The 15,850-nt window shown below is 73.7% G+C and carries 15 protein-coding genes and 2 tRNA genes; 10 read left to right on the top strand and 7 right to left on the bottom strand.

Annotated features, from left to right (window positions below; all coding sequences use genetic code 11):
* From ACFE7W_RS06335 to ACFE7W_RS06345, 3 genes are read right to left on the bottom strand one after another with little or no spacing between them, the layout of a single operon-like run.
* Window positions 1-876 (bottom strand): aldo/keto reductase, encoded by an 876-nt coding sequence (locus ACFE7W_RS06335; RefSeq protein ID WP_375387296.1) that lies wholly within the window; start codon window positions 874-876, stop codon window positions 1-3.
* A 23-nt stretch (window positions 877-899) separates the two neighbouring features.
* The gene (locus ACFE7W_RS06340) at window positions 900-1,661 is read right to left on the bottom strand and encodes a type 1 glutamine amidotransferase (RefSeq protein WP_375387295.1); all 762 of its coding nucleotides are present in this window, start codon (window positions 1,659-1,661) and stop codon (window positions 900-902) included.
* Complete coding sequence (locus ACFE7W_RS06345) at window positions 1,661-2,812, bottom strand: MurT ligase domain-containing protein (RefSeq protein ID WP_375424217.1); 1,152 nt, start codon at window positions 2,810-2,812, stop codon at window positions 1,661-1,663. Before ACFE7W_RS06345 ends, ACFE7W_RS06340 begins: the two co-directional genes overlap by 1 nt.
* A 243-nt stretch (window positions 2,813-3,055) precedes the next feature.
* Between ACFE7W_RS06345 and ACFE7W_RS06350 the strand changes: the two genes are divergently transcribed.
* Genes ACFE7W_RS06350 through ACFE7W_RS06360 form a run of 3 tightly spaced genes read left to right on the top strand, consistent with a single transcriptional unit; the run spans window position 3,056 to window position 4,709 of the window.
* A complete protein-coding gene (locus tag ACFE7W_RS06350) occupies window positions 3,056-3,424 on the top strand; it encodes a hypothetical protein (protein ID WP_375387293.1) in 369 nt (122 codons plus the stop codon).
* Window positions 3,421-3,717: a hypothetical protein gene (locus ACFE7W_RS06355; RefSeq protein ID WP_375387292.1), complete on the top strand. Its 297-nt coding sequence runs from the start codon at window positions 3,421-3,423 to the stop codon at window positions 3,715-3,717. The genes ACFE7W_RS06350 and ACFE7W_RS06355 overlap by 4 nt, the downstream gene beginning before the upstream one ends.
* Before the next feature lie 8 nt (window positions 3,718-3,725).
* Complete coding sequence (locus tag ACFE7W_RS06360; protein WP_375387291.1) at window positions 3,726-4,709, top strand: N-acetylmuramoyl-L-alanine amidase; 984 nt, start codon at window positions 3,726-3,728, stop codon at window positions 4,707-4,709.
* 94 nt (window positions 4,710-4,803) lie between these two features.
* On the opposite strand, the gene ACFE7W_RS06365 is transcribed toward ACFE7W_RS06360, so the two are convergent.
* From ACFE7W_RS06365 to ACFE7W_RS06375, 3 genes are all read right to left on the bottom strand, one after another.
* Window positions 4,804-4,879: transfer RNA gene (locus ACFE7W_RS06365), tRNA-His, on the bottom strand.
* A 65-nt stretch (window positions 4,880-4,944) separates the two neighbouring features.
* Window positions 4,945-5,574, bottom strand: coding sequence for an oligoribonuclease (orn, locus tag ACFE7W_RS06370; protein WP_375424218.1), 630 nt, complete (start codon window positions 5,572-5,574; stop codon window positions 4,945-4,947).
* 14 nt (window positions 5,575-5,588) lie between these two features.
* Window positions 5,589-6,788 carry an MFS transporter gene (locus ACFE7W_RS06375; protein WP_375387290.1) on the bottom strand — a complete coding sequence of 400 codons (1,200 nt, stop codon included), beginning with the start codon at window positions 6,786-6,788 and terminating at the stop codon, window positions 5,589-5,591.
* A gap of 122 nt (window positions 6,789-6,910) precedes the next feature.
* Here ACFE7W_RS06375 and ACFE7W_RS06380 point away from each other — a divergent pair.
* The 6 genes from ACFE7W_RS06380 (at window position 6,911) to ACFE7W_RS06405 (ending at window position 13,698) form a co-directional block, all read left to right on the top strand.
* Window positions 6,911-6,983 (top strand) — tRNA-Arg (locus ACFE7W_RS06380).
* 291 nt (window positions 6,984-7,274) lie between these two features.
* Window positions 7,275-7,964 (top strand): alpha/beta fold hydrolase, encoded by a 690-nt coding sequence (locus tag ACFE7W_RS06385; RefSeq protein ID WP_375387289.1) that lies wholly within the window; start codon window positions 7,275-7,277, stop codon window positions 7,962-7,964.
* Window positions 7,965-8,010: 46 nt separating this feature from the next.
* Window positions 8,011-9,495 (top strand): PrsW family intramembrane metalloprotease, encoded by a 1,485-nt coding sequence (locus ACFE7W_RS06390; protein ID WP_375387288.1) that lies wholly within the window; start codon window positions 8,011-8,013, stop codon window positions 9,493-9,495.
* A gap of 30 nt (window positions 9,496-9,525) precedes the next feature.
* Window positions 9,526-11,397 carry a dynamin family protein gene (locus ACFE7W_RS06395; RefSeq protein WP_375387287.1) on the top strand — a complete coding sequence of 624 codons (1,872 nt, stop codon included), beginning with the start codon at window positions 9,526-9,528 and terminating at the stop codon, window positions 11,395-11,397.
* The gene (locus ACFE7W_RS06400; protein WP_375387286.1) at window positions 11,397-13,052 is read left to right on the top strand and encodes a YfjP family GTPase; all 1,656 of its coding nucleotides are present in this window, start codon (window positions 11,397-11,399) and stop codon (window positions 13,050-13,052) included. Before ACFE7W_RS06395 ends, ACFE7W_RS06400 begins: the two co-directional genes overlap by 1 nt.
* Window positions 13,053-13,074: 22 nt before the next feature.
* Window positions 13,075-13,698 carry a hypothetical protein gene (locus ACFE7W_RS06405; RefSeq protein WP_375387285.1) on the top strand — a complete coding sequence of 208 codons (624 nt, stop codon included), beginning with the start codon at window positions 13,075-13,077 and terminating at the stop codon, window positions 13,696-13,698.
* Window positions 13,699-13,717: 19 nt separating this feature from the next.
* Here ACFE7W_RS06405 and ACFE7W_RS06410 read toward each other — a convergent pair whose 3' ends face one another.
* Window positions 13,718-14,284: a TetR family transcriptional regulator gene (locus ACFE7W_RS06410; protein WP_375387284.1), complete on the bottom strand. Its 567-nt coding sequence runs from the start codon at window positions 14,282-14,284 to the stop codon at window positions 13,718-13,720.
* A gap of 89 nt (window positions 14,285-14,373) precedes the next feature.
* Here ACFE7W_RS06410 and ACFE7W_RS06415 point away from each other — a divergent pair, with 89 nt between their 5' ends.
* Window positions 14,374-15,849 (top strand): MFS transporter, encoded by a 1,476-nt coding sequence (locus tag ACFE7W_RS06415; protein ID WP_375387283.1) that lies wholly within the window; start codon window positions 14,374-14,376, stop codon window positions 15,847-15,849.
* Window position 15,850: the final 1 nt, after the last annotated feature.

Below are 15,850 nucleotides of genomic sequence, written 5' to 3' on the forward strand. Positions count from 1 at the left end.
TCAGGAGGCGTTGCAGGCGGCGAGCTCGTCCTCGGTCAGCTCCAGGTCGGCGGCGAGAGCGGAGTCGGTGATCGACTCTGGTCGCCGGGCGCCGGGAATGCAGATGACGTGGTCACCGAGCGAGAGCTCCCAGGCCAGCACGACCTGCTGGGGGCTGACCCCGTGGTCGGCGGCGACCTGGGCGAAGGCCGGGTACTTCTCGGCCACGGCCTTGGCGCCTCCGCCGGTACCGCCCAGCGGGCTCCACGGCAGGAACGCGATGCCGTGCTCGCCGCAGTAGTCGAGCTCGTCCTGGCTGGAGCGGAAGCGGGGCGAGAACTCGTTCTGGACGCTCACCAGACCGCCCTCGCCGAGCACCTGCACCGCCACCTCGATCTCCTCGACGTTGGCGTTGGAGATGCCGATGGCCTTGATCAGGCCCTCGTCCTGCAGGGTCTTGAAGCTGGCGATCACGTCGCCGTAGACGAGCCACCGGTCGGGCCGGTGCCACTGGTAGAGGTCGAGAGCGTCGACGCCGAGGTTGGTCAGCGACTTCTGCACCGCTGAGCGCAGGTACGCAAGCGTTCCGTCGCGGCCCCACTGCTCGCCCTCACTGCGGGTGATGCCGCCCTTGGTGCCGATCACGATGCCGGAGGTGTCGCCGCTCCAGGACTTCACGGCCTTGCCGACGATGAGCTCGTTGTGACCCATCGTGTCCCAGCTGGGGGAGTAGATGTCGGCGGTGTCGATGAAGGTCACGCCGGCATCGAGCGCGGCGTGGACGGTCGCGATGGCCGCGTCCTCGTCGGGGTAGGTGTTGTCGTTGTTCATCGAGACGGGCATGGCGCCGAGTCCGATGGCGGAGACGGTGTAGGGGCCGAGTTGTCTGGTTTTCACGTCGCTGACGCTACCCGGGGCATTCAGCGCCGAACCGCGGCCAGTCGCTGGCGGCGCAGCTCGGTCACCTCGGGCCGGTCCAGCGGCACCATCGGCTCACCGAGAGCCAGCGACAGCACGTGGTCGGCCAGCGCCGGGTTGCGGGCCAGCACCGGTCCGTGGGGGTAGGTGCCGACGACGGTCCCCGCGACGGCGCCCTCGGTCCCGTCGCCGCAGTTGCCGACGCCCACCTCGACCCGGGCCAGCGGGCTCGCGCCGGGGCCGAGGACGGTGTAACCGCCGTGGTTCTCGAAGCCCGTCAGCCACCGGTCGTCGCCGTCCCGGCCCTCCCAGCGGCTGAGGATCTCCCCGACGGCTCGCACCGGACCTCGGGTGGTCGTCACGTCGAGCAGGCCCAGGCCGTCGATCACCGCGTCTTCCGGCCCGTCCGCCACGGTGAACGAGCGGCCGACGATCTGGTAGCCGGCGCAGACCGCGAGCACCGCCGCGCCCCGCTCGACCGCCCGGTGCAGCCCGCCGTCGGCGCGCAGCGCGTTGACCGCCGAGATCTGGGCCGCGTCCTCACCGCCCCCCAGCAGGTAGACGTCCCCGGACTCGGGCAGCGGCTCGCCCGGCTCGACCGTGCTGAGCACGGCGTCGAAGCCCCGCCAGGCCAGCCGCCTGGCCAGTACGGTCGCGTTCCCGCGGTCACCGTAGATGCCGAGCAGCGACTGGTAGACCAGCACCACTTCGACGCGTCGGCCCCGGCCCTGGTCCACCCCCTGCTTCAGCTCGACGGTGCTCATCAGACCCCTCCCAGCTTGCGCAGCCGTTGGAACGGTGTGTAGGTCGCGATCACGTCGACCGGTGCCGGGTGGCCGGCCAGCGCCTGGGCGAGGTCCGGGACGCAGCGGCACTCGACCTCGGCGTAGGCCAGCCGGACGGCCAGGTCCTGGGCTCGCGGCCCGGTGGCCACCACCGTCCGCCCCGCCAGCTGCTCGTACTCGACGTCCCACAGCCAGGAGACGTCCCGTCCGTCCGCGGCGGCGGAGTCGATGGCCAGCACGACCGTGTCGGTCTGGGCCAGCGGCAGCGCCTCGGCCCAGCCCGCCGGGTTCTTGGCCAGCAGCAGCCGCGCCGTCGTCCCGCCCACCTGCATGGTGGCGAACCGGCCGGCCGGCGCGGTGACCGTCCGCATCCCCTCGAGCGCGGTGGCCGTGTCCACGCCCAGCAGCTCCGCCGCGGCCAGCGCGCAGGCTGCGTTGCCGACGTTGAAGGCCCCCGGTACTCGGAGCTGCGGGTCCCAGGCCTGACCGGCGCGGTCCAGGATCCGGCCGTCGGCGACCCGGTAGTCCGCGGCTGGCTGGGCCAGCCGGCAGCCCGAGCAGTGCCAGTGCCCGCCGCCCTCGCCGGTGCTCCCGGGCTGCTCGCGGACCAGGCCGGAGCCGCAGTTCGGGCACAGCGACGCGTCCTGGGTCCAGGTGCTGGCCGTGTCCACCCAGACCACCCGGCGGGCGGTCTCGGCCGCCCAGACGATCAGCGGCTCGTCGGCGTTGGCGACCACGACGGGCCCGTCCTCGCCCGCGGCGGCAAGCGCGGTGCGCCAGCTACGGCCCAGGCCCTTGATCTCGTGGTGGCGGTCCAGCTGGTCCCGGCTGAAGTTCAGCAGCACCAGCACCTCGGGCCGGCCCAGCCGGACCAGGTCGGCGACGACCCGCTCGTCGGTCTCCAGCACGGCGATGTCGGCGTCGGGCTGGCCACTGAGCGCGGACGCGATCCCGTGGTGCAGGTTCGCGCCGTCCGCGTTGTGCACCAGCCGTCGGCTCTGGTCGCCCAGCGAGGCGCGGACAGCTCCCGCCAGGAAGTGGGTGGTGGTGGTCTTGCCGTTGGTGCCCGACACCATCGCGACCCGGCGGCCGCGCAGCAGCTTGGCCAGGGCCTCCGGGTCGAGGCGCATCATCACCTGGCCGCGGATCGAGGCGCCGGACCCGCGACCGGCCACGCGGGAGGCGACGGCGGCCAGCCGACCGGCCCAGATGGCCCCTCTCAGCCGGACGCGGCCGGCGAGGGGTGGGGGAGCAGACGGCGCGGGCATGGGAGCCATTGTCGCCGCACCTGCCGGGGGCACGGGCGGTCCGTCGCGGCGGGTCGGGTGTCGCGTCGCCGCCGGAAGCCTAGGGTGAGGGCAGGAGGGTGCCCGGTGGACGGTGTGTCGACGGTCGTGGCTGTGCTCGCGGCGGTGGTGATCGTCCTTGCGCTCCTCTTCTACGTCGTCACCCTGGTCTGGGCGGGTCGGAACCGTCTGGGCACGGCCGGCACCGCGCCCGGCGGGACGGGGCCTCGCCCCCCGGACGGGCCCTCGGAATCTCTCGCCCGGGGCTTCAGCTACCTCCACGTCTCGCCCCGCTCGTCCGCCCGGCGGGCCGGGGTCCAGCAGCGGCTCGAGCGGGCGTACCGGCGCGTCGACGCCGTGGACCCGTACGCTGCTCCCCGCCGGATCGGTGAGGCCCTGCTGCAGGCCGGGCTGACCGAGCCGCCACCGTCCACCCGACCGGAGGACCGCCGATGACCGAGCGTCCCGCAGGAACCGAGCGCTACTCCGACCCGCTGCAGGTCTACGCGGGGGCCGACGAGCAGACCCGGGCCGTGATCGAGAAGGAGCTCGACCGGATCGACCTGCTGGACCGGCGCGACGCCGAGCTGAACGCGCGCGGACTGAACTACGGCGTGGTGGTCACGCTGGCCTTCCTCGCCGCCTGCGTCTACCTGATCGCCAGCGGCCACGGGGTCGAGGGCACCGTCCTGGGCGTCATCTTCATCGCGGCCCTGGTCGCCATCCTCGCCGTCGGCCGCCGCCGCTGAGGATGGTCGTGGGGTTCCGGGCACCGCGGCGCACCCTGCTCGTGATCGGGCTGGTGGGCGCGGTCCTCACGGGCTGCACGGCGGAACCGGCACCCCCGCTGGTGTCGCCGTCCCCGCAGGTCTCCGCCAGCGTCACGCCCGCGCTCTCGTCCCCACCGACGCCCACCCTCACGCCGACGTCTCCGCCGACCCCCGCCCGCAGCCCGAGCCCGACCCCCGCGACGACTCCCAGCTCGCCCCCCGCGCCCCCGCCCAAGCCCGTCATCCTGATCGACCCCGGCCACAGCGGCCGCTCGATCACCAGCACCGACCGGGCCACGGGCCTCCGGGACATCGACTACCCGAACTATCCCGAGATCGACGAGGTCTTCGCCATCAGCAGGTGCGCTGCGCAGGCGCTGCGCCGCGACGGCTACCGGGTCGTGCTCACCAAGAAGCAAGCCCGCGACTCGGTCGGCCTGGCGGCCCGGGCGCGGATGGCGGCCGCCGAGAACGCCGTGCTCGCGATCAGCGTGCACGACGACCACAGCCAGACCGCGGACTTCGAGGCCACCTACTCCCAGCGCGGGGTGAAGCACGCCGGGCGCTACCACGCGATGTACCGGGGGAGTGGCGCGAACCGTACGGTCTTCGACCGGGCCGGCGTCGCTAGGCGGAGTGAACGGGCCGCCGCGGCGATCGCGAAGGCCAGGAGCCAGGCCCAGGGCCGTCCCGTGAGCGTCCGCGAGAACATCTACACCGGCCGGGCGCCGCTGGAACCGGGCAACCTCGCCCTCGTGCAGCTGCTGTCGAGCGTGCCCTGGGTCTACAACGAGATGGGCGCGCTGACCGGCGGCGTCACCAGCCGGACCATGACGATGGCGGACCAGCGCGGCTACGCCAAGGGTCTCGTGCTGGGCGTCGAAGCCGCCGTCCCGCGCTCGACCGGCCGGGTGGCTCAGCCCAGCCGGGGAATCGGCCTGGTGGCCGGCTGCCTGGAGGGCACCCGGTAGCGGCGTCGACCTGCCGAGCGCGGCCGAGCGGCTGCTGCCGGGGCGCCGGAGGGTCGTGGACCCGTCCATCCACCGGCAGGGATGACTCGGGCGATGGGGTGAGTGACGGGACTTGAACCCGCGGCCACCTGGACCACAACCAGGTGCTCTACCAACTGAGCTACACCCACCATCGCTCCTGCGGCGGGCGCAGGGGCAGCGTCGAGTGTAACGGTCCGGCCCGGCCGAGCCGAAATCAGTTGCCGGTCGGGGCCGCCGGGGCCGCACCTGCGCCGGTGAGGGCGCCGGCGTGACGGCCGGCGATCTCCTTGGCCGTGGCCGAGTCGGGCCCGGGCAGCGGCACGAAGACCGCGTCCCGGTAGTAGCGGAGCTCCTCGATCGACTCCCGGACGTCCGCGAGCGCGCGGTGGTTGCCCGACTTCGCCGGGGCGGAGTAGTAGGCCCGGGGGAACCAGCGGCGGGCCAGCTCCTTGACGCTCGACACGTCGACGTTGCGGTAGTGCACGTGGCTCTCGAGGGCCGGCATGTCCCGGGCGAGGAAGGCCCGGTCGGTGCCGATGGTGTTGCCGGCCAGGGGTGCCTTGCGCGGTTCGGGCACGAACGCCCGGAGGTAGTCGAGGATCTGCTCTTCGGCCTCGGCCATGGCCAGGCCCGACTCGAGCTCGGCGAGCAGGCCGGAGGAGGAGTGCATCTGGCGCACGAAGTCGCCCATCTGCTCCAGCGCCGCGTCGGTGGGTTTGATGACCAGGTCGATCCCGTCGCCGAGGACGTTGAGCTGACCGTCGGTGACCAGGGCGGCCACCTCGATCAGCGCGTCGTTGACCAGGTCGAGCCCGGTCATCTCGCAGTCGGCCCACACCATCACGTCGCGCACGCCCCTCACCTTACGGTCCGGGTCCGTCCGCGCGGGCCGGCGGCGTACACCGGAACCCAGCGGACCAGCCAGCCCGAGCCGGCCCAGCTCAGCAGGCCGATCGCGACGGCGGCGACGGCGAGCGGGGCGAACAGGCTGACGCCGCTGACCAGCAGCGGCCCGGACGCGTTGCCCAGGTCGGCGGCGAGCCGCCAGCCGCCGAGGAACTGGGTCCGGCCGACCGACGGCGACGCGTCCGCGCCGAGGGTCATCACGATGCCGGCGCTGATGCCGTTGCCCAGTCCCATCAGGCAGGCGACGAGGCCGATGCCGACCGCGCCGGAGGTGAGCGGCAGCAGCAGGAACCCGAGCCCCAGGACGATCATCGAGGGGACGGCGACGTAGACCCGGCCGAACCGGTCCATGATCGCGCCACCGGGGTAGAAGAGCAGCATGTCGACCCCGGCGGAGACGCCGTAGATGATGCTGGTCGTCGCCGCGTCCAGGCCCTGGGCCTCGGCCCAGAGCGGGATGATCGACTGCCGCGTCGCCCGGGCGGCGGAGATCACGAGGACGCCGAGTCCGAGGGTGAGCAGCACCCGGCGGTGCTCGGCCAGCACGCTGCGGACCGTCCTGGGGCTCTGGCCGGCTGAGACGGTGTCAGCCCGGGCCTGACGGGTGACGTCGGGCAGGAAGGCGGTCAGCGCCGCGGCGGAGAGGCTCATCAGTGCGGCAAAGCCGTACGCGGCCCCGATCGTCCAGGTGGTGACGATGGCCGCGCCCGCGAACGGGCCGAGAAAGAGCCCGATCCGGAAGGTGCCGCCCAGCGTGGACAGCGCGCGCGCACGCATCCGGATCGGCACCACCTCGGTCAGGTAGGCCTGCCGGGCCAGGCTGAACACGGCGCCGGCCAGTCCGGTGACCAGCACCGCGGCCGCGAGCAGGAGCAGGCTGTGGGCGAGGAAGGCACCGAGCAGGGCCACCGCGTCCAGCAGGCAGGCGGCGACCAGTGCCCGCTGCTCGCCGATCCGCGCCGCCAGCGCGCCGGCCGGGAGGTCCCCGATCAGCTGGCCGATCCCGGTGAGGGCGACGACCAGTGCCGCCACCGTGACGCTGGCCCCGAGGCTGCGGGCCGACAGAGCGACCAGGGGCACGATGGCGCCCTGGCCGATCGAGACGAGGACGGTGGGGCCGTACGCCGGGACGGCGATGGAGCGCCAGCTCACCTGCTGACCCTGCAGTCGACCGCCGTCGGTTGGTCGGTCGGGTCCGATCATGGGCCCGAATCTACGGGCCCCCGCGACGGGCTCGGCGGCTAGGATGCCGGACGGCGGACCGCGCGTCCCAAGCCCCCGTAGCTCAGAGGATAGAGCAGCAGCCTTCTAATCTGTCGGTCGTAGGTTCGATTCCTACCGGGGGCGCAGGTGATCTCAAACTCGAGCGGCGACCGACCAGCTTCTCATCTGTCGGTCGTAGGTTCGATTCCTACCGGGGGCGCAGGCGACCGACCAGCTTCTCATCTGTCGGTCGTAGGTTCGATTCCTACCGGGGGTGCGCTCACCGGAACGGCGTTGCGCCTCTTCTCGACCGTTGCGCCGTCCGTAGAGGGCGCAACGATGGCGAAGCGGCGCAACGTCGTCGAAAGGCCGTCGGGCTGGGTCCGACGAGCGCCTCGTGCGCCCAGAGGATCCGGGGCCGATAGCCTGCCACCCATGGCGACCGTAACGCTCCCGGGCGGGCCCACCCTGAGCTACCGGGAGTGGGGCCGGCCCGACGGCGCCGTGGTCCTGCTGCTGCACGGACTCGGCAGCTCGAGCGCCGGCTGGCGCCACCTCGGCCCCGTGCTCGGTCGGCACTTCCGCTGCATCGCGCCGGACGCCCGCGGGCACGGTGAGAGCAGCTGGATGGCCGACTACTCCTTCGAGGCGATGCGGGACGACGTGGTGGGCCTGATGGGCCAGCTCGGCATCCTGGCCGCCATCCCGTACGGGCACTCGATGGGTGCCCTCACCGCCTACCTGCTTGCCGCGACCCAGCCCGACCTGGTCCGTCGGCTGGTGCTGGAGGAGATGCCGCCACCGGACGCCGCCGAGCCGCACCGCCCGATCCCTCGCCAGCCGGACCCGACCGCCGACCACGACTGGCGGGCCGTGATCGCGGTCCACCGCTGGCGCAACGTCGACCACCCGGGCTGGTGGGACCACGCCGATCGGATCACCGTGGACACCCTCGTGCTGGGCGGCGAGCAGAGCTACCTGCCACAGTCCCGACTGCGCGACCTGGCCGGTCGGCTCCCGCACGGCACGTTCGCGTCGCTCGACCTGCCGCACGGGATGCACGAGGACCGGCCCGGCGAGGTGCTGACCGTCGTCGAGCCGTTCCTGACCCGCTTCGCCAAGTAGCCCCGAACCGCTCGGGGCGTCAGAGGCCGCAGGTACCCTGGGCCGCATGTCCGTGGCCGCCTCCGCCGTACCCAAGCAGCAGCGGCGCGCCCTCAGCCGCAACGGGCTGCCGGCCGAGCCGGACCCGAACGAGCCGCTGCCCAAGCGCCTGCTCAGGACGCGCCTGTTCTGGGTCACCGTGGTGGTGCTCCTCGGCTACGTCGCCTGTCTGGCACTGCTCTACCGCCAGGTCGTGCCCGACCAGGAGGTGCCGGGCGGCATCGTCCCGGGCCTGGGGACCGAGGCGGTCCCGATCGCGGCCAAGTACGCCGCCATCACGGCCGTCCCGCTATCCCTGCTCTTCCTGTGGGCGGACCGCTTCCGGCCGCAGCGGTTCTGGGTCTGGCTGATGACGTTCGGCTGGGGCGCCTGCGTCGCCACCTTCGTCGCCGCCCAGATCAACACCTGGGCCGCGTCCCACCTCAGCGTCATCGGGGACGGTGACCCGGCCACCAGCGCCCGCGCCGCCATCTACGTCGCCCCGTTCGTGGAGGAGGCGGCCAAGGCCACGATCCTGTTCTGGCTGGCCATCCTGATGCGCTACCAGTGGGTCAGCCGGCTCAGCGGGATCGTGCTGGCGGGGCTGTCGGGGGCGGCATTCGCCTTCGTCGAGAACATTCTCTACTACGGCCGCGCCTACCGGTACGCCGCGCGGACCTTCGGCCAGGTGGCTCCGCTGGAGGCGCTGCAGCAGACGTTCCAGCTGCGCGGGCTGCTCACCTTCTTCGGCCACCCGCTCTTCACCTCGATGACCGGCATCGGGCTCGCTGTGGCGATGAGGTCGCGGAGCAAGATCGTCCGCGTCGTCGCGCCGCTGGCCGGCTACTGCGCCGCCGCCTTCCTGCACATGGCCTTCAACACCACGGCCTCGCTGGTGTCGGGCCGCCAGCTGCTCTACATCTACCTCGGGGTGGCGCTGCCGGTGGTGATCGGCCTGGTGCTGTTCATCGTCCGCCAGCTCTTCCGCGAGGGTCGGCTGATCCGCGAGCGGTTGACCGACTACGTCCGCGTCGGCTGGCTGCCCGCCGACGACCCGGTCGCGCTGTCGCGGTTGCGCACCCGGACCAGGGCCGTCTGGCACGCCCTCTTCCTCGGCCCGGCGGTGCTGCTGGCCACCGTACGGATGCAGCGGGCCGTGACCGAGCTGGCCTACCTGCGCGACGCCATGGTGCGCGGCCTGGTCGACCAGACCGGCCTGTCGCGGGAAAAGCTGCTCCTGGCCCGGATCCGGACGCTCCGCGGGGCGGCGATCACCCAGCCCACCGGTCGAGCCGCCTACCCGCAGCTGCGCCGTCGCCCGGTGGGCGCGCAGGCCTACTCGCCGGCCAGCTATCCCGGCCCCGCTGGCCTGGGCGGCAACTACCCCGCTCCGCGCGCGGCGGCCCCGTACGTCCCTCCCACGGGAGTCCCGCCGACCGCGGTGAACCCGCTGGGGCAGACTGCTACCCAGTACTCGGAGGTCGACCCGACCTGGAAGCCGCCCGGAGAATGAGAACAGCGGCGTAGCCGCGAAGGAGCGCCGATGCCCGGCAGTGAACGCACCCCGCTCGAGCTGGCTCTCGTCGAGCTGCGGTCCGCGGTCACGCCGGTCACCTTCCCGCTGCCCCTGCCCGAGGCGGCCGACTCGGCGCGTACGGTCACCGACATCACCCGCCAGCTCGACGACTACGTGCTGCCCCGGCTGGCCGGAATCGACGCGCCGCTGCTCGCCGTCGTCGGCGGCTCCACCGGCGCGGGGAAGTCCACGCTGGTCAACTCCCTCGTCGGTCGCCGGGTCACCGCGCCGGGCGTGATCCGCCCCACCACCCGGGCGCCCGTCCTGGTCCACCACAGCAGCGACGCGCACTGGTTCGCCGACGACCGCATCCTGCCGGGACTCGCGCGTTCGACCGGTGCCCGCAACGACACGCAGTCGCTGCAGCTGGTCACCGACGACAGCATCCCGCCCGGTCTGGCGCTGCTGGACGCTCCCGACATCGACTCGGTGGTGAGCGAGAACCGGACCCTGGCGGCCCAGCTGCTCGCGGCGGCCGACCTGTGGCTTTTCGTCACCTCGGCCGCCCGCTACGCCGACCAGGTGCCGTGGGACTTCCTGCACTCGGCCGCTCAGCGCAGCGCGGCCGTCGCGGTGGTCCTGGACCGGGTGCCGCCGCGGGCGATGGCCGACGTGCCGCCCCACCTGGGTCAGATGATGAGCGAGCGGGGCCTGGCCGGATCGCCGCTGTTCGCCGTCCCCGAGACCGCCGTGGACGCTGACGGGCTGCTGCCCGTGTCGGCCGTACAGCCGATCCGCGGCTGGCTGGCCGCGCTGGCCGCCGACAAGACCAGCCGGACCGCGGTCGTCCACCGCACCCTCGACGGCGCGATCGCCGCCCTCACCACCCGGACGCCGCGGGTGGCCGCCGCGCTGGGGGACCAGCTGGAGGCGGTCGAGCGGCTGCGGGCCGAGGCCGACCACAGCTACGCCGAGGCCGTCCGTACGGTGCAGGTCCAGACCGCCGACGGCACCCTGCTGCGCGGGGAGGTGTTGACCCGCTGGCACGAGTTCGTGGGCACCGGTGAGTTCTTCCGGGCGCTGGAGCAGAAGGTCAGCTGGCTGCGCGACCGGGTCACCGCCGCGATCAAGGGCCAGCCGCCCGAGGCCGACAACCTGAAGGTCGCCGTCGAGTCCGGCCTCGAGTCCCTGGTCGAGGCCGAGGGTGACGCCGCCGCCGAACGAGTCGAGGCGTCCTGGCAGGCGAACGCGGCCGGCCGGGCCGTGCTGGAGCGGACCCGGGAGGACCTGTCCCGCTCGTCGGTGGATTTCGACCGGGCCGTCGACCGGGCGATCCGGGACTGGCAGGGCGCCGTCCTGGACCTGGTGGCCGACGAGGGGATGACCAAGCGGTCCCGCGCCCGCTTCCTGGCCTTCGGCGTCAACGGCCTCGGGGTCGCGCTGATGATCGTCGCGTTCGCCCACACCGGCGGGCTGGTCGGCGCCGAGGTGGGCGTGGCCGGCGGGACGGCTGTGCTGGCCCAGCGGGTGCTGGAGGCCGTCTTCGGCGATCAGGCCGTCCGCCGGCTGGCCGACATCGCCAAGGCCGAGCTCGACCTCCGGGTCGAGGCCCTGATGTCGGCCGAGCTGCTGCGCTACCACGCCGTCCTGGACGCGCTGGCGCTCGACCCGGCCGCGGCCGACCGGCTACAGAGCGCCACGGCAGCCCTGGTGGCGGCGCGGGCAGGCGGCCTGCCCGCCGCCGCGCCCGAGTCCGAGCCGGCCCTGGCGGCGGCCCCGGCACGGCCGGCCCTCGAGGCGCCGCGGGTCTCTCAGCTCCCGTTCGGGACCCAGGACGGGGGCGAGGTCTGGGAGGCCGAGCTGGTGGAGCCGCCCGCCCCGCGGCAGGAGCTGCGCTGATGGCGGGCAAGGGCCTGGCCCTGCTACGCCGACGCGACGAGACGGAGCAGCTCAGCGTCCGCGTCCGCGCGCTTGGCGAGGCGGCGGAGCTGTGCGAGGGTCGGGCGGCCGAGGAGGCGGTGGCCGAGGCGAAGCGGGTCGTCGCGCAGACCGACCGTCGGCTGGCCGTGTCGGGAGCCGCGACCGTGGTGGCCCTGGCCGGCGCCACCGGCTCGGGGAAGTCGAGCACGTTCAACGCCCTGACCGGCACCGACCTGGCGACGGTGGGCGTCCGACGGCCGACCACCTCGAGCCCGCTGGCGGCCAGCTTCGGTGACGATGCCGGTGAGGAGCTGCTGGACTGGTTGGCCGTCCCCCGCCGGCACGGGCTGGCCGTGGATGGGGTTGCGGCCGCCGGGCTGAGTGGCCTGGTGCTGCTCGACCTGCCCGACCACGACTCGACCCAGATCGCCCACCGGCTGGAGGTCGACCGGCTGGTGCAGCTGGTCGACATGCTGGTCTGGCTGGTGGACCCCCAGAAGTACGCCGACGCGGCCCTGCACGATCGCTACCTCAAGCCGCTGGCCTCGCACGCGGCGGTGATGATGGTCGTCCTGAACCAGGTCGACACCCTGACCCCGGAGCAGCGGGACCAGTGCCTGCGCGACCTGCGGCGGCTGTTGGCCGCCGAGGGCCTGGGCGCCGTGGAGGTGCTGGGCGTCTCCGCCCGGACGGGAGCGGGACTGCCCGAGCTGCGCAGCCGGCTGGCCCGGCGGGTCGCGGACAAGAAGGCGGCGGCCACCCGGCTGGCCGCCGACGTCTCCGCCGCGGCCGACCGGCTCTCGACCGCGTCCGGGACGGGAGGCGTGGCCGGGCTGCCGCAGTCGGCGGTGGAGGCGCTGAACTCCTCGTTCGCCCAGGCGGCGGCCGTCCCCGTGGTGGTCGAGGCCGTCGACAAGGCGTGGCGGCTGCGCGGCGGCCTGGCCACGGGCTGGCCGGTGCTGGCCTGGCTGGCCCGCTTCAAGCCCGACCCGCTGCGGCGACTGCACCTGGACCGGCTGGGCGTCGGCGGCCGGCGGCGCGAGATCGACCCGTCAACGCTCGGCCGCACCTCCCTGCCGGCCACCACCGGCGTCCAACGGGCCCGGGTCGACAGCGCGCTGCGCAGCCTCGCCGACGCCGCGACCAGCGGTATGAGCCGCGGCTGGGCCGACGCGACGAGGCGGGCCGTCCGCTCGGGGGAGTCCTCGCTACCCGACGCGTTGGACCGTGCCGTCGCCGGCACGGACCTCGACCTGGCCGGGCACCGTCGCTGGTGGAGGTGGGTGCAGGTGGTGCAGTGGGTGCTGGTCGCCGCCGTGGTGGCCGGACTGCTCTGGCTGGGCTCGGCGTTCGTGCTGGCCTACCTGCGGCTGCCGCCGCTGCCCGACGTGCTCTGGTGGCGGCTGCCCGCGCCGACGGTGCTGACGCTGGGCGGGGTGGTGGCCGGCCTGCTCGTGGCCGCCCTGTCCCGGATCGGGGTGGCGGTGGGTGCCCGGCGGCGGGCCCGGCAGGCCCGGTCGGCGCTCCGCCGCTCCATCGCCGCCGTCACCGAACGCCTGGTGCTGGAGCCGTTGACCGTCGAGCGCCAGCGCTACGAGGACGCGCTGACGGCCCTGCGGCAGGCCCGGGGCTAGGCGACGAGCTACGGGGGGTGCGATGGGGGCGGCGGAGGATGTCGTCAGCGCGGCCGACGCGATCGGGCCCCTGGGGACGATCCGGGACGACGACCCGGTGTGGGCGTACAACGACGGCCCGACCGGGTGGACCGCCGCGCGCACGGTCGAGCACATCGTGGACGCCCTGCTCTTCTACGCCGGTCAGGTGGCCCGTCGAGCCCACGGCCGGCTGCCCGTGTTGCGGGACGGCCGCCGGGCGCCGCCGTCGGCACAGCTCGACAACGCCCGGACCGCCGCCCACGTGCTGGCGGGGCAGCTCCGCGATCTCGGGAGCGACGTCGCCTGGCACCCCAGCGGCCTCGCCGATGCGGCCGGCTGGTCGGGCATGGCGGTGACCGAGCTGCTGGTGCACGGGAGCGACGCCGCGCACCTCGTCGGTGTCGAGCTCGACCTGCCGTCCGACGTCTCCCTCCGTGCCCTCAACCGCGTGTTCCCGTGGGTGGACACCACTCTGGGCGACCCCGGACGGCTCCTGCTCGCCGTCACCGGACGCACCCGGGTGGAGGGATTGCCCCACGACCCGGAGTGGTGGTGGCAGTCGGCTCCGCTGACGGAGTGGAACGGGCAGCCGCGACGTCGCGACCGCCCTCCGTTCTGGTCCTAGCCGACCACCTCGCTGATCCTCAGGCGTTCGCGGGCGCGACCAGCCGTCGTGCGGCCTCGACGGCGGCTCGGCGGTGGTCCTCGGTGCCGGTGGTCAGCTGCTCGGGCGGGATCGGGGTCTGCACCCAGGCGTGCGCGACCGAGAACAGCAGCTCCAACAGGTCCTCCGGGACCCAGGCGATATCGACGGCGCCGATCCGCTGCGCCTCCCGGAGGGCCTCGATCTTGGCGTCGGGCGCGGCCTGACCCTCCGGCAGGCGGTAGGTCATCCCCTCCAGCCGCGCCCAGGTGAGCATCCGCAGGTGCTCGGGGTGGGCCAGCGCATGGTCGAAGGCCGCGGCGACGAAGGCCGGCACGTCGGCCGGGTCGAGATCGACCGACTCGTGGAAGTCGGCGGCCCCGAGGTCGAGCACCGCCTGGAACAGGGTGGTCTTGTCACAGAAGTAGGCGTACATCCGCTCCTTGCTCGCCCTGGCCTCGTGCGCGATCCGGTCGATCCTGGCGCCGGCGAGGCCGCGTTCGGCGAACTCCGCGCGCGCCGCCAGCAGCACCCGGCTGCGGACGTCGACGGCGGTGGCGGCGGACATGAGGCCACCGTACACCGGTCGAACTAGTTCGTTTGACTTCGACCGAACCAACTCGTACGGTTACTCACGCAAACCGATCGAGGAGAACCATGTCTGTCGCCACCCGTCCCATCGCCCCGGCCCCCGCCGGCCTCGACCGAGGCAGGGGTGGATCGCGGTGGCTGGTGCTTGCCGTGGTGGCGCTGGCGCAGCTGACGGTCGTGCTGGACGCGACCATCGTCAACATCGCCCTGCCCGCCGCCCAGGCCGACCTCGGGATGACCGACGGCCAGCGCGGCTCGGTCGTGACCGTGTACGCCCTCGCCTTCGGCGCCCTGCTGCTGCTGGGCGGCCGGATCGCCGACTACGCCGGCCGCAAGCGCTCGTTCATCATCGGCATGGCCGGCTTCGCGCTCGCCTCGGCCGTCGGCGGGGTCGCCACCTCGGGCACCCTGCTGCTGCTGGCGCGCGGCTTCCAGGGCGCGTTCGCCGCGCTGCTGGCCCCCGCTGCGCTCGCCGTCCTCTCCATGACGTTCCCGAGCGGTCGCGACCGGGTCCGCGCCTTCGCGGTCTACGGCACCATCGGCGGCGGCGGGGCCGCGGTCGGCCTGGTCCTCGGCGGGGTGCTGACGGAGTACCTGAGCTGGCACTGGTGCCTGCTGGTCAACGTGCCGATCGCGGCCGTGGCCATCGTGGCCGCCATCGTGCTGCTGCGGGAGAGCAGGGCGGACGGCGACACCCGCTACGACGTCCCGGGCGCGGTGCTGGTCACCGGCGGGCTGGCGTCCCTGGTCTACGGCTTCTCCCGTGCGGAGTCCGGCTGGGCCAGCTGGGACACCATCACCTTCCTCGCTCTGGGCGTGGTGCTGCTGGCGGCCTTCGTCCGGGTCGAGGCGCGCTCGGCCCACCCGTTGCTGCCGTTGCGCGTGCTGGCCGACCGGGTCCGTGGTGGCGCCTACCTGGTCTCGGTGCTGGTCGGCGCCGCGCTGCTCGGGGCCCTGCTCTACCTCACCTTCCACTTCCAGATCGTGCTCGGGATGACCCCGCTCCAGGCCGGGCTCGCGTCGCTGCCGATGACGGCAGCGATCGTGGTCACCGCGCCGGTCGTCTCCCGGCTGCTGGGCACCGTGGGGCCGCGGGTCCTGATGACCGTCGGCCCGCTGGTGGCCGCAGCGGGCCTGCTCTGGCTGAGCCGGATCAGCGTCGGCGGCTCCTACGCCACCGAGGTGCTGCCGGGTCAGCTGCTGCTGGGCGTCGGTCTGGCCCTGGTCTTCGTCCCGCTCCAGAACGTCGCCCTGGCCGGCATCGAGCCCCGCGACTCCGGCGTGGCCAGTGCAGCCGTCACCGCCACCCAGCAGATCGGCGGCTCCGTCGGAACCGCCGTCTTCACCGCCATCTACGCCGCGGTCCTCGCATCCGCGACCGCTGACGGATCCGTCGGCCCGGTGGCCCTGGTCGAGGGCTACTCCTGGGTCTTCCTCGCCGGGGCCATCGGGCTGGCCGCGGCCGCCCCGATCGCCTGGACCATGATCGGGGTCGACCGCCGGTCGTTCACCGTCAGCGACGAACCGGTGGCGATGCACTGAG

This window comes from uncultured Friedmanniella sp. (assembly GCF_964244285.1).
In the GTDB taxonomy this organism is placed as follows: domain Bacteria; phylum Actinomycetota; class Actinomycetes; order Propionibacteriales; family Propionibacteriaceae; genus Microlunatus.

Coding starts and splice junctions, on each gene's coding strand:
- ACFE7W_RS06395 (WP_375387287.1), top strand. CDS start 9,526: ATGCCCGGCAGTGAACGCACCCCGCTCGAGCTGGCTCTCGTCGAGCTG.
- ACFE7W_RS06390 (WP_375387288.1), top strand. CDS start 8,011: ATGTCCGTGGCCGCCTCCGCCGTACCCAAGCAGCAGCGGCGCGCCCTC.
- ACFE7W_RS06405 (WP_375387285.1), top strand. CDS start 13,075: ATGGGGGCGGCGGAGGATGTCGTCAGCGCGGCCGACGCGATCGGGCCC.
- ACFE7W_RS06385 (WP_375387289.1), top strand. CDS start 7,275: ATGGCGACCGTAACGCTCCCGGGCGGGCCCACCCTGAGCTACCGGGAG.
- ACFE7W_RS06345 (WP_375424217.1), bottom strand. CDS start 2,812: ATGCGCCTCGACCCGGAGGCCCTGGCCAAGCTGCTGCGCGGCCGCCGG.
- ACFE7W_RS06410 (WP_375387284.1), bottom strand. CDS start 14,284: ATGTCCGCCGCCACCGCCGTCGACGTCCGCAGCCGGGTGCTGCTGGCG.
- ACFE7W_RS06415 (WP_375387283.1), top strand. CDS start 14,374: ATGTCTGTCGCCACCCGTCCCATCGCCCCGGCCCCCGCCGGCCTCGAC.
- ACFE7W_RS06340 (WP_375387295.1), bottom strand. CDS start 1,661: ATGAGCACCGTCGAGCTGAAGCAGGGGGTGGACCAGGGCCGGGGCCGA.
- ACFE7W_RS06355 (WP_375387292.1), top strand. CDS start 3,421: ATGACCGAGCGTCCCGCAGGAACCGAGCGCTACTCCGACCCGCTGCAG.
- ACFE7W_RS06400 (WP_375387286.1), top strand. CDS start 11,397: ATGGCGGGCAAGGGCCTGGCCCTGCTACGCCGACGCGACGAGACGGAG.